The sequence below is a fragment of the Sinosporangium siamense genome, from assembly GCF_016863435.1.
In the GTDB taxonomy this organism is placed as follows: domain Bacteria; phylum Actinomycetota; class Actinomycetes; order Streptosporangiales; family Streptosporangiaceae; genus Sinosporangium; species Sinosporangium siamense.
Genome location: NZ_BOOW01000065.1, coordinates 1 through 13,991, shown reverse-complemented (window position 1 = coordinate 13,991; position 13,991 = coordinate 1). Strand labels below are relative to the sequence as shown.

The 13,991-nt window shown below is 74.0% G+C and carries 1 protein-coding gene; it reads left to right on the top strand.

Translation table 11 applies throughout. From position 1 onward, the window contains the following. A partial coding sequence (locus Ssi02_RS38290; protein ID WP_204034322.1) for a type I polyketide synthase occupies positions 1 to 13,991 on the top strand: 13,991 nt, incomplete at both ends.

The following is a 13,991-nucleotide window of genomic DNA, read 5'->3' as shown; positions in this document are numbered from 1 at the left end:
GGCAACCCGCCTGCGGGTGTCGCACGCGTTCCACTCGCCGCTGATGGATCCCATGCTGGAGGACTTCCGGGCGGTCGTCGAGGGGTTGTCGTACGACGAGCCCAAGGTGCCGGTGGTGTCCAACCTGACCGGTGAGGTGGCCACCGCCGACGAGCTTCGCTCGCCCGGCTACTGGGTGCGTCACGTGCGCGAAGCCGTACGCTTCGCCGACGGCGTGCGCACCCTCCAAGCCCAGGGCGTGACACACCTTCTGGAACTCGGCCCCGACGGCGTGTTGTCGGCCATGGCGGCCGACTCGGCCGACGAGGGCACCGTACTCGTCCCGCTGCTGCGCAAGGGCCGCCCGGAGGAGCGGTCGGCGCTTTACGCCCTCGCGCGGCTGCACACCACCGGCGTCGAGGTCGACTGGGCGAGCCTGTTCACCGGCGCCCGGCGGGTCGAACTCCCCACCTACGCCTTCCAGCGCCGCCGCTTCTGGCCCGCCACCTCGCGGAACGCCCGGGGCGACGTGCGGTTCGCCGGTCTCGGTACGGCGGAGCACCCGCTGCTGGGCGCCTCGGTCGAGTTGGCCGGTGGCGGCGAACGCCTGCTGACCGGCCGGTTGTCACTGGAGTCACACCCGTGGCTGGCCGACCACGTGGTGAAGGGCCGGGTCCTGCTCCCGGGGACGGCACTGCTCGAACTCGCCCTGCGCGCCGGCGCGGACGTGGACTGCGACCTGGTCGAGGAGTTGACGCTGGCCGCGCCGCTGCTGCTGCCCGAACGGGGCGGCGTGCAGGTGCAGGTCCGCGTCGGCGCGGCCGACGAGGCCGGCCGGCGCACGCTGAGCGTGCATGCGCGGCCTGAGGGCGACGAGTCCGGTGCCTGGCGGGAGCACGCCACAGGTGTGCTGGCCCACCGCACGACCGGGCGGACAGAGTTCGACGCGTCGTGGTGGCCGCCCGCGGATGCCGAGCGGGTCGCGATCGACGGCGTCTACGAGGGGTTCGCGGAGATCGGCTTCGGCTACGGCCCGGTGTTTCGCGGGCTACGCGCGGTATGGCGGCGCGGGGACGAGGTGTTCGCCGAGGTCGAGCTGCCCGAAGGCGTGGAAGGTGGCCGGTTCGGGCTGCATCCCGCCCTGCTGGACGCGGTCTTCCACGCGTGGGTGCTGGAGGGCGGCGACACCGAGACGGTGGTGCCGTTCGTCTGGAACGACGTGTCGTTGCACGCGGAGGGTGCCTCCGCCTTGCGGGCCCGCCTGTCGCGGACCGCCGAGGGCACGTTGTCGATCGCGGTCGCCGACGGGGCCGGTGACCCGGTGTTGTCGGTGGCCTCGATGGTGGGCCGGCCGGTCTCGGCCGAGCAGCTGGGGGCGGCCGACCCGGCGGCGGGTGCGCTGTATCGGATCGACTGGTCTCCTTCCCACACCGAGTCGGCCGAGGTGCCGTGGACGGCGTGGGAGGACGTGCCCGCCTCGGGCCCGGTGCCGAACACGGTCGTGCTGGACTGCTCCACACCGAGCCTGGGCGACGTGCCGGCGGACATGCGCGCCGTGCTGCACCGGGTGCTCGCGGTGGTCCGGGAGTGGCTGGCCGGCGACCGTTACGCCGAGTCGCGGCTGCTGGTCGTGACACGCAACGCCGTGGCCGTGGCGGACGGCGAGAACGTCGACCTCGCTCAGGCGCCGGTGTGGGGCCTGGTGCGGGCGGCGCAGGCGGAGAACCCCGGCCGTGTCCGGCTCGTCGACCTCGACGGCGGCGCCGTGCTGCGCCGGGTGCCGCTCTCGGAGCCCGAGTCGGCGGTGCGCGGCGGCGCGGTGCTGGTGCCGAGGCTGGTCCGCGACGAGGCGGCGGAGGCGCACCCGGCCCTCAAGCACCCGGCCCTCAAGCAGCCGGCCTTCGACCCGGACGGCGCCGTGCTGATGACCGGCGGCACAGGTGGTCTGGGCGCCGAGATCGCCCGCCTCCTGGTGGCGGAACACGGTGTGCGGCACCTGGTGCTGCTGGGGCGGCGTGGCCCCGGGGCGCCGGGGGCGGCGGAGCTGACCGCTGAGCTCACCGGGCTGGGCGCCCGCGTCGACGTGGTCGCCTGCGACGTGTCGAACCGCGCCGACCTGGAAACAGTCGTCCGCCGCCACCGTCTGACAGGCGTGGTGCACGCGGCGGGCGTGGTCGACAACGGGCTGGTGGGGGCGCTCACCCCCGAACGCTTCGACGCGGTGCTCGCGCCGAAGGCCGACGCCGCCTGGCACCTGCACGAGCTGACCCGCGACATGGACCTGTCGGCGTTCGTGCTGCTGTCGTCCGCCGGCGGGCTGGTGCTGACGGCGGGCCAGGGCAACTACGCGGCGGCCAACGTGTTCCTCGACGCGCTGGCCGCCCACCGTCGCGCGCACGGGCTGGTGGCGACGTCGATGGCGTTCGGGCTGTGGGACGTCGGCGCGGGCATGGGCGCGGCCCTGGCGGAGGTCGATCGGCGGCGTCTGGCGGCTCAAGGGCTTCCCGTCCTCGACCACGACGCGGGTCTCGCGTTGTTCGACGCCGGGCTGGCGACGTGCCGGACCGCCGTGGTGCCGCTCCGAGTGGACGTCGCGGCGCTGCGGTCCCGCGCCGACGAGGTTCCGGCGCTGCTGCGCGGGCTCATCCCGGTCAGACGGCAGACGGCGCGGGCTTCCGCCGTACCCGCCGCGTCCGCGGGCCTGGCGCGGTTGAGCGGGGCGGAGCGGCAGCGGGAGGTGCTGCGGCTGGTGCGGGGGCAGGTGGCGTCGGTGCTGGGGCACGCCTCGGCCGAGGACATCGCGCCGGACCGGGCGTTCCACGAGCTCGGGTTCGACTCGCTGGCCGCCACCGACCTGCGCAATCAGCTCAACACGCTCACCGGGCTGCGGCTGCCCGCCACCCTCGCCTTCGACCACCCCAACGCACTGTCGGTCACCGGCCACATCCTCAGCCTGCTGGGAACCGAGACGACGGCACCGCCTCACACCGCCGAACGCCTACCGGCGGACGAGCCCATCGCGATCGTCGGCATGGCGTGCCGCTACCCGGGAGGTGTGACCTCTCCAGAAGAGCTCTGGCGGCTGGTGCTCGACGGCCGCGACACCGTCGCCGACATGCCGACCAACCGCGGATGGAACCTCGACGACCTCTACGACCCCGAGCCCGGTAAGGAAGGCAAGAGCTACACCCGCCGCGGCGGATTCCTCTACGACGCCGCCGACTTCGACCCCGCCTTCTTCGGCATCTCGCCCCGCGACGCCCTCTATATGGACCCGCAGCAGCGGCTGCTGCTGGAGACCGCCTGGGAGGCGCTGGAACGCGCGGGACTCGACCCCGCGACGCTGCGCGGCAGCCAGACGGGTGTGTTCGCCGGAGTCATGTACCACGACTACGGCCTGAACGCCCACCCCGTGGGCACGAGCGGCGGCAGCGTCGTGTCGGGCCGCGTGTCCTACACGCTCGGCCTGGAGGGACCGGCCGTCACCGTCGACACGGCCTGCTCGTCGTCGCTTGTGGCGCTGCATCTGGCGGTGCAGTCGCTGCGGCGCGGCGAGTGCTCGCTGGCGCTGGCGGGCGGCGCCACGGTGATGTCGACGCCGGGCATGTTCATCGAGTTCAGCCGCCAGCGCGGCCTCGCGCCCGACGGCCGGTGCAAGGCGTTCGCCGGGGCGGCCGACGGGGTCGGCTGGTCGGAGGGTGTGGGCGTCCTGCTCGTGGAACGCCTGTCCGACGCGCTGCGCCACGGCCACGAGGTGCTGGCGGTGATCCGCGGCACGGCCGTCAACCAGGACGGCGCCAGCAACGGCTTCACCGCCCCCAACGGCCCCTCCCAGCAGCGGGTGATCCGCAGCGCCCTGGCCGACGCCGGGGTGCCGGCGGCCGAGGTCGACGCGGTGGAGGCGCACGGGACGGGCACCACACTCGGCGACCCCATCGAGGCGCAGGCGTTGATCGCCGCCTACGGGCAGGAGCGGGAGCATCCGCTGCTGCTGGGGTCGGTGAAGTCCAACCTGGGCCACACGCAGGCCGCGGCCGGGGTGGCGGGTGTGATCAAGATGGTGATGGCCATACGGCACGGCCTGCTGCCCGGCACCCTCCACGTGGACGAGCCGTCCCCGCACGTCGACTGGAGCGCGGGAGCCGTCGAGCTGCTCACCGCCCCGCGCCCCTGGCCGCTCACCGGCCACCCGCGCCGCGCCGCCGTGTCCGCCTTCGGGATCAGCGGCACCAACGCCCACGTGGTTCTTGAGGCACCGGCACCACCGGCGGGTACGGCGGAGCCGGCGCCGGACAAGCCGGTCAGCATCGGTACGGCGGCGCTCACCTCGGACAGGCCGGCGGGCACATTGGAGTCACCCGGCGAGCCGATCGGTACGGCGGAGCCGGGCGTGGCGGACGGCCGGGTGGTGCCCTGGCCGCTGTCGGCCGCGAGTCCCGAGGCTCTGCGGGCGCAAGCCGTACGGCTCGCCGCTCATGTGCAGGAGCACCCGGATCTCGGTGTGCTGGACACGGGCTTCTCGCTGGCGACCACGCGGGCGGCGCTGGAGCGCCGGGCCGTGGTGACCGGGGCCGGGCGCGCGGAGTTGCTGGCCGGGCTGCGTGCGCTGGCTCAGGGGGAGAGCAGGTCGCACGTGGCCGTGGGGCAGGCGCGGAAGGGCGACGCGACGGCCTTCCTCTTCTCGGGGCAGGGGGCGCAGCGGCTCGGGATGGGGCGGGAACTGTATGAGCGGTTCCCGGTGTACGCGGAGGCCTTCGACGAGGTGTGCGCGGGGTTGGACGCGCACCTGGGTGGGGCCGTTCGTGAGGTCGTGTGGGGTGACGACGCGGACCTGCTGAACCAGACGGTGCACGCGCAGTCCGGTTTGTTCGCGGTCGAGGTGGCGTTGTTCCGTCTGCTGGAGTCGTGGGGTGCGCGGCCCGACCTCGTGGCCGGGCATTCGATCGGTGAGGTGGCGGCTGCTCACGTGGCCGGGGTGTTCGCTCTCGCGGACGCGTGTGCGCTGGTGGCGGCGCGTGGCCGGTTGATGCAGGCGTTGCCGGAGGGCGGTGCCATGCTCGCGGTGCGGGCCACCGAAGCCGAGGTCGCGGCCTGCCTTGACGGCACGGGAGTGGGCCTCAACGGTGACGGGTCTCTCACATGCCGGCCGGGGAACGACCGCGGGGCGTTGGAACCGGTGCCTGCGGGACACACCGGCTTCGGCAGAGCAGTGTCGATCGCGGCGGTCAACGGGCCGTCGTCGGTGGTGGTCTCCGGCGCGGACGAGGCCGTCGCGGCCGTCGAGGCCCACTTCCACGGTCTGGGCCGCAAGACGTCCAGGCTGCGGGTGTCGCACGCGTTCCATTCGCCGCTGATGGAGCCGATGCTGGAGGAGTTCCGGGCGGTCGCCGAAGGGCTGGCGTTCGAGGAGCCGTCCGTGCCGGTGGTGTCCAACCTCACCGGCGCGGTGGCCGCCGCCGGCGAACTCCGCTCGCCGGACTACTGGGTGCGCCACGTGCGCGAAGCCGTACGCTTCGCCGACGGCGTGCGCACCCTGCGGGAGCGCGGCGTGACCCGGTTCCTGGAGCTGGGCCCGGACGGGGTGTTGTCGGCCATGGCGGCCGAGTCCGCAGGTGAGGGCGCCGTCCTGATCCCGCTGCTCCGCAAGGACCGCCCAGAGGAGCCTGCCGCCCTCCACGCCCTCGGCCTCCTCCACGTTCACGGCGCCGAGGTCGACTGGGCGAGCCTGTTCGACAGTGCCCGGCGGGTCGAGCTGCCGACCTATGCCTTCCAGCGCAGTCCGTACTGGCTGAACGCCACCTCCCAGAGCGACCTCGGCGCACTCGGCGTGGGCGCGGCGGACCACCCGCTGCTCGGCGCGGCCGTGGAGCTGGTCAACACTGACGGATACCTGTTCACCGGCCGCCTGTCGCTGGAGGCTCAGCCGTGGCTCGCCGACCACACGGTGCTGGGCCGCACCTTGCTCCCCGGCACGGCCCTGCTCGACCTGGTGCTGTGCGCTGGGCAGGAGACCGGCTGCGGCGCCGTGGAGGAGCTGACACTGGCCGCCCCGCTGGTGCTTCCCGCCACGGGCGGCGTGCAGGTGCAGGTGTGGGTGGGCGAGGCCGGTGAGGACGGCCGCCGTGAGGTCGCGGTGCACTCCCGGGCGGGCGACGAGTGGATACGGCACGCCTCGGGCTTCGTGGTCGCCCCCGGAGAGGTGAACGGCGGAGCACTGACGGAGTGGCCGCCCGCCGGGGCCGACCCCGTGCCCGTGGACGGCGCGTACGAGGGCCTCGCCGAGGCCGGGTTCGGCTACGGGCCGGTCTTCCAGGGCCTGCGGGCGGTGTGGCGGCGGGGCGACGAGCTGTTCGCCGAGGTCGCACTGCCGGACGAGGTGAGCGGCGACCCCTACGGGATGCACCCGGCGTTGCTCGACGCGGTGATGCACGCGGCGATCCTGACGAGCTCGGGAGTGATGCAGATCCCGTTCGCCTGGAACGACGTGACCCTGCACGCGGTGGGCGCGTCGGCGGTGCGGGCGCGGCTGACCCGGAACACCGGCGGCGGCTTGTCGATCACGGTGGCCGACGGAGCCGGGCGGCCGGTGATGTCGGTCGGCGAGATGACGGGACGCCCGGTGACCGCCGAACAACTGGGCACGGCGGACCCGTCGGCCGGCGCGCTCTACAGGATCGGCTGGTCGGAGGCGGAGAGTTCTCCCGAGGCGTCGCCTTGGGTGCCTTGGGAGCAGGTGCCGGAGTCCGGCCCGGTGCCGCCGCTGGTTGTCCTGGATTGCGCGCACGAGTCCCGCGACGTCCTGCTGGGGACGCGGCGGGTGGTACATCGTGTCCTGGCGGTGGTGCAGGCGTGGCTGGCCGACGACCGGTTCGCGGCTTCCCGGCTGGTGATCGCAACCCGCGCCGCGGTGGCCGTGGCGGAGGGCGACGACGTCGACCTGACCCAGGCCCCGGTGTGGGGACTCGTGCGGTCGGCGCAGGCGGAGAACCCGGGCCGCTTCCTCCTGATCGACGTCGACGGCGACGAGGGGCTGAGCCGGATCCCGGTGGAGGAGCCCGAGTCGGCGGTGCGCGGCGGCACCATCTGGCTGCCACGCCTGGCGCGGGCCGGCACAAGCACTTCCGGCACCCCAGGTTCCGATGCCGTCGCGGGATTCCACCCCGGCCGTGCCGTACTGATCACCGGAGGCACCGGCGGACTCGGGGCGGTGATCGCCCGCCACCTGGTGGAGCGGCACGACGTCACCCACCTGGTGCTCGCCGGCCGTCAGGGGCCGGACGCACCCGGGGCGGCCGAGCTCGCCGCCGACCTGACCGCTCTCGGGGCACGCGTCGACGTGGTCGCCTGCGACGTGTCCGATCGGGACGCCGTCGAGCGGCTCGTACGCCTGCGCCCGCTGACGGGCGTCGTGCACGCCGCCGGTGTCGGCGACAACGGCCTGGTGGGCGCGCTGACCCCGGACCGCGTCGACTCCGTGCTGGCACCCAAGGCCGACGGGGCCTGGCACCTGCACGAGCTGACCCGCGACATGGACCTGTCGGCGTTCGTGCTGCTGTCGTCCGCCGGCGGGCTGGTGCTGACGGCAGGTCAGGGCAACTACGCGGCGGCCAACGTGTTCCTCGACGCGCTGGCCGCGCACCGCCGCGCGCACGGGCTGGTGGCGACGTCGATGGCGTTCGGGCTGTGGGAGGTCGGCCGGGGCCTCGGGCGTTTCCTGCGCGACGTCGACCGGCAGCGGATGGCGATGCAAGGTGTGCCGCCCCTGACCCACGAGGCCGGGCTGGCGCTCTTCTCGTCCGCCCTCCACACCACCCTGGCGAACGTCGTGCCCATCCGGGTGGACACGGCGGCGCTGCGCACACGCTCCGGCGAGGTGCCGGCGCTGCTGCGCGGGCTGGCCCCGGCGCGGAGGCAGGTCACGCGGGCTGCGGCCGTACCCGCCGGATCGCTGGCGGAGCGGCTCGCGGGGGCGAGCGCGGCCGAGCGGCACCGGGAGGTGCTGCGGCTCGTGCGCGGGCAGGTGGCGTCGGTGCTCGGGCACGCCTCGGGTGAGGCGATCGAGCCCGACCGGGCCTTCCACGAGCTCGGCTTCGACTCGCTCGCTGCGACGGACCTGCGCAACCAGCTCAACGCGCTCACCGGCCTGCGGCTGCCCGCCACCCTCGCCTTCGACCACCCGAACGCCCTCTCGGTCGCCGATCTCGTCGTCACCGAGCTCTGGCCGAGTACGGCGGAAGCCGACGACGCCGAACTCCGCCACGCACTCCAGTCGATCCCGACCCGCAGGCTCCGCGACGCCGGGCTGCTGGACAACCTCCTCGAACTCGCCGACATGCGGATCACCTCCGGCGACCTCACCGCCGAGCAGGGCACGGCGCTGCGGGCCGGGGAACTCGCCGCCACCCGCCACGAGCCGATCGCGATCGTCGGCATGGCGTGCCGCTACCCGGGCGGCGTGGCGGGACCCGAGGACCTGTGGCGGCTGGTGGCGTCGGGCGGCGACGCCATCTCCGGCTTCCCCGACGACCGGGGCTGGGACCTGTCCACGCTGCTCGACCCGGAGAACCCCGGCGCCTACTACACGCGGGAGGGGGGATTCCTGGACCAGGCGGCGGACTTCGACCCCGGGTTCTTCGGCATCTCCCCGCGTGAGGCCCTCGCCATGGATCCGCAGCAGCGGTTGACGCTGGAACTGTCGTGGGAGGCGCTGGAACGCGCGGGCATCGACCCGACGTCATTGAAGGGCAGCCGCACCGGCGTCTTCGCCGGGGTCATGTATCACGACTATCCGGGCAGCGACGGCAACGGCAGCGTGGTGTCCGGCCGTGTGTCCTACAAGCTCGGCCTGGAGGGCCCGGCCGTCACCGTGGACACGGCCTGCTCGTCGTCGCTGGTCGCGCTGCACCTGGCGGTGCAGGCGCTCCGCCAGGGCGAGTGTTCCCTGGCGTTGACCGGCGGTGTCACCGTCATGGCCACACCCGGCGTGTTCGCGGAGTTCGGCAGGCAGGGCGGGCTCTCCTCGGACGGCAGGTGCAAGTCGTTCGCCTCGGCCGCCGACGGCACCGGCTTCGCCGAAGGAGCCGGGTTCCTCGTCGTGGAGAGGCTCTCCGACGCCGTCCGCCACGGTCACCCCGTGCTCGCCGTGATCCGCGGCAGCGCCGTCAACCAGGACGGCGCGAGCAACGGTCTCACCGCCCCGAACGGCCCTTCGCAGCGCCGCGTCATCCGCCAGGCCCTCGCCAACGCCCGCCTGGCCGCCGACCAGATCGACGCCGTCGAGGCCCACGGCACCGGCACCACCCTCGGCGACCCGATCGAGGCGCAGGCGCTGCTCGCGACCTACGGCCAGGACCGTGAGCGGCCGCTGCTGCTGGGGTCGGTCAAGTCGAACCTCGGTCACACGCAGGCCGCGGCCGGCGTCGCCGGCGTCATCAAGATGGTCATGGCCATGCGGCACGGGGTGCTGCCGCCCACCCTCCACGTCGACCGGCCCAGCCACAACGTCGACTGGTCGGCGGGAGCCGTACGGCTCCTCACCGAGGCGGCGTCGTGGCCGCGCAACGGCACCCCGCGGCGCGCGGGGGTGTCGTCCTTCGGGATCAGCGGCACCAACGCCCATGTCGTGCTGGAGGAGGCACCCGCCGAGGCCGCCGTTCTCGCTGCGGGTGTGCTCGCGGATCCGCCGGAGGCGCTCGCCGAGGGCGCCGCGCTTGCTGCGGGGGTGCTTCCGCAGGCGTCCGCCGGGCTTCCCACCCCAGTGCTCCCGGATCCGCCCGCCGTCTCCCTGTTGCTCTCCGCGGCCACGCCGGAGGCCCTTCGTGCGCAGGCGGAGCGGCTGCTGCCCGTCGTCGCCGCAGAGCGGCCGCTCGACGTGGCCTGCTCACTCGCCACCACCCGGGCCGCGCTCGCCCATCGCGCATCGGTGATCGGCGCCGACGCGGAGACCCTGGCCGCCGGGCTCGGCGACCTGGTCGACGGTGACGTGGCGGCGGGCGCGGCGACGGAGGGGGCGGCGGCGTTCCTGTTCACCGGGCAGGGGGCGCAGCGGCTCGGCATGGGGTGGGAGCTGTATGCGCGGTTCCCGGTGTTCGCCGAGGTCTTCGACACGCTGTGCGGGCACCTGGACGGGCTCCTGGACCGGCCGCTCCGTGAGGTCGTGTGGGGCGGCGACGCCGATCTGCTGAACCAGACCGTCTATGCGCAGGCCGGGTTGTTCGCGGTCGAGGTGGCGCTGTTCCGGCTGGTGGAGTCGTGGGGTCTGCGGCCTGATCTGCTCGCCGGGCACTCGATCGGCGAGGTGGCGGCGGCTCACGTGGCCGGGGTGTTCTCGCCGGCCGACGCGTGTGCGCTGGTGGCGGCACGCGGCCGGCTCATGCAGGCGCTGCCCGCCGGGGGCGCGATGGTCGCGGTGCGGGCGACCGAGGCCGAGGTAAAGGCATGCCTCGACGGCATTGCGGCGGGGGAAGCGGACGGCGCAGCCGGGCCCGGCGAGGCGCCAGTACACGCGGCACAGGCGGTTTCGATCGCCGCGGTCAACGGGCCGTCGTCGGTGGTCGTGTCCGGCGAGGAGGAGGCCGTAGCGGCGGTGCGGGCCCACTTCCACGGCCTGGGCCGCAGGACGTCCAGACTGCGGGTGTCGCACGCCTTCCACTCACCCCTGATGGATCCGATGCTGGAGGACTTCCGGCGCGCGATCGAAGGGTTGTCGTTCCAGTCCCCCACCGTCCCGATCGTGTCGAACCTGACCGGCACCGTCGCCTCCCCCGAAGAGCTCTGCTCCGCCGACTACTGGGTGCGCCACGTGCGCCACGCCGTACGCTTCGCCGACGGGGTGCGCACCCTCCACGAGCGGGGGGTGACGCGGTTCCTGGAGATCGGGCCGGACGCGGTGTTGTCGGCCATGGCAGCCGAGACGCTCCCCGGAGACCTCACGCCGCCCCCCCTGCTGCGGAGAAGCCAGGCCGAAGAGCTCACCGTCCTCCAAGCCCTGACACACCTCCACAACCAAGGCGCCAAGGTCGACTGGGCCGCCTACTACACCGGCACCGGCGCACGCCGCGTCGACCTGCCCACCTACGCGTTCCAGCACCGTAGGTTCTGGCCCGCCGTGATGGCCCACACCGGCACCGCCGAGTCCCTCGGCATGGCCGCCGCCGACCATCCCATGCTCACCGGCGCCGTCGAACTCGCCGGCTCAGAAGGCCACCTGTTCACCGGCCGCCTGTCCGCGCGGACACACCCGTGGCTCGCCGACCACGCCGTCCACGGGTCCGTCCTGGTCCCGGGTACGGCGCTGCTCGAACTGGCCTTGCGCGCCGGCCACGAGACCGGTTGCGGCACCGTGGAGGAGCTGACGCTGGCCGCGCCGCTCACCCTGCCCGAGCACGGCGGCGTGCGCGTGCAGGTGACGGTCGGGGAAGGCGGCGAATCCGGTCGCAGGCCCGTCACCGTGCATGCAAGCCCCGGCGAGAGCCACCCGTGGACCCTGCACGCGAGCGGCACCCTCACCGCCGCGACGCAACCGGCCTTCACGATGCCCGACTGGCCGCCCGCAGGCGCTCAACCGCTCGACCTCACCGGCCTCTACGAGGGATTCCACGACGCGGGTTTCGCCTACGGGCCGACGTTCCAGGGGTTGCGCGCGGCCTGGCGGCACGGTGAGGACGTCTTCGCCGAGGTAGCCCTGCCCGGCGACGTCGACGGCACTCCCTTCGGCCTGCACCCCGCGCTGCTCGACGCCTGCCTGCACGCCCTCGGCGCCGCGGCGGGCGACGAGACGGCGTCCAACGTGCCCTTCTCGTGGTCGGGCGTGTCGCTGCACGCCACAGGCGCCTCCCAGGTCCGGGTACGGCTGTCGCGCACAGCCGGCGCCGTCTCCCTCGCGGTGGCGGACACGGCGGGCGACCCGGTCGCGTCGATCGGCGGTCTGGTGGTGCGGCAGGTGTCCCGCGAGGACGTCGGCGCGACCCGGGACTCGTTGTTCCGGGTGGAGTGGGTGCCGGCCGCCGCGGGTGAGGCCGGGGATCTGCGGGTGGCGGTGTACGACGGCGACTGGGAGCCCCTGGTGGAAGAGGCTCCCGAGGTGGTGGTCGTGCCGGTCGCCGGCGGTGCTTCGGCGGACGTGCCCGCCCGGGTGCACGCGGAGACCTCACGGGTGTTGCGCCTGATGCGGGAGTGGCTGGCCGAGGAGCGGTTCGCCGCGTCGCGGCTCGTATTCGCCACCCGAGGCGCGGCGGACGGCGAGGACCTGGCGGGCGCCGCGGTGTGGGGGCTGGTGCGGTCGGCGCAGGCGGAGCACCCGGGCGTGTTCACCCTCGTGGACACCGACGGGGGCGACGTCGTGCGGGCTCTCGCCGTACCCGAGCCTCAGGTGCTTGTGCGCGGGGACACGACGCTGGTGCCCCGGCTGGCCCGGGTGCCCGCACCGGCGGGCGGGCGTGGATGGGGTGAGGGCGCGGTGCTGGTCACCGGCGCGTTCGGCGGGCTCGGCCGGGTGGTGGCGCGGCACCTGGTGGCCGCCTGCGGAGTGCGGTCCCTGGTGCTGGCCGGTCGCCGGGGTGGTGACGAGGAGTTCGTGGCGGAGCTGGCGGCACTCGGTGCCGGGGTCGCGGTCGAGGTGTGTGACGTGGGGGACCGTACGGCTGTCGCCCGCCTTGTGGCGCGTCACCCGATCTCGGCCGTGGTGCACGCGGCGGGGGTGCTGGATGACGGGCTGCTGGAGTCGTTGACGGCGGAGCGGCTGGCGGAGGTGCTGAGGCCCAAGGTCGACGGGGCGTGGAACCTCCACGAGGCAACCAAGAACCTCGACCTCGCGGCGTTCGTCGTGTTCTCGTCGATGGCGGGGACCGTGGGGAACGCCGGGCAGGCGAACTACGCGGCGGGGAACGCGTTCCTCGACGCCCTGGCCCGTCACCGGCGGGACCGCGGACTGCCCGCCGTCTCGCTGGCGTGGGGACCGTGGACGCGGGCCGGCGGCATGACCGGCGGGCTCGGCGAGGCCGAGGCCGAGCGGATGGCGCGGGCCGGAGTTCCGCCGCTCACCCCCGAGCAGGGCGTGGACCTGTTCGACGTCGCGGTGACCGGTGCGGACCCGCATGTGCTTCCCATGCGCCTCGACCTCGCGGTCCTGCGGGCGGCCGGCGGCGAGGTGCCGCCGCTGTTGCGAGGACTGATCCGTATGCCCGCCCGCCGCACCGCGCCGGTCGCCGCCTCGGCCGGTCTCGCCCGGCGGCTGGCCGGGCTCGGTGCTCAGGAGCGGCACGAGGTGGTCCTCGACCTTGTGCTGACGCACATCGCTCTCGTACTGGGACACACGGGGACAGAGCAGGTGGATCCTGGGCGGGCGTTCCAGGACCTCGGTTTCGACTCGCTGACCGCGGTCGAGCTACGGAACCGGCTGGGGAAGGCGACCGGGTTGCGGTTGCCGGCGACGGTGGTGTTCGACTACCCCTCGGCGGGCGTCTTGGCGGACTTCCTCACGGGTGAGCTGGTCGGGGCGGAGGCGCCGGAGCGGGCCGAGTACGCGCCGGTGGCGACGGCGGACGATCCGGTGGTCGTCGTGGGGATGGCGTGCCGGTTCCCCGGCGGGGTGAGGTCTCCGGAGGACCTGTGGCGGCTGGTCCGCGACGGGGTGGACGCGGTGTCGGACTTCCCCGCCGATCGAGGGTGGGACCTCGGGACGCTGTTCGACGCGGATCCGGAGAAGGCCGGCACGTCCTATGCGCGTTCGGGCGGGTTCCTGTATGACGCGGGGGACTTCGACCCGGCGTTCTTCGGGATGAGCCCGCGTGAGGCGCTGGCCACCGACGCGCAGCAGCGGTTGTTGCTGGAGTCGGTGTGGGAGGCGGTTGAGCGGGCCGGGATCGATCCGGTGTCGTTGCGGGGCAGCCGCACGGGCGTGTTCGTGGGTGTGATGTACGCGGACTACGCGAACCTGCTGGACGGTGAGGAGTTCGAAGGTTACCGGGGCAGCGGCAGCGCCGGGAGCGTGGCCTCCGGGCGGGTGTCGTACG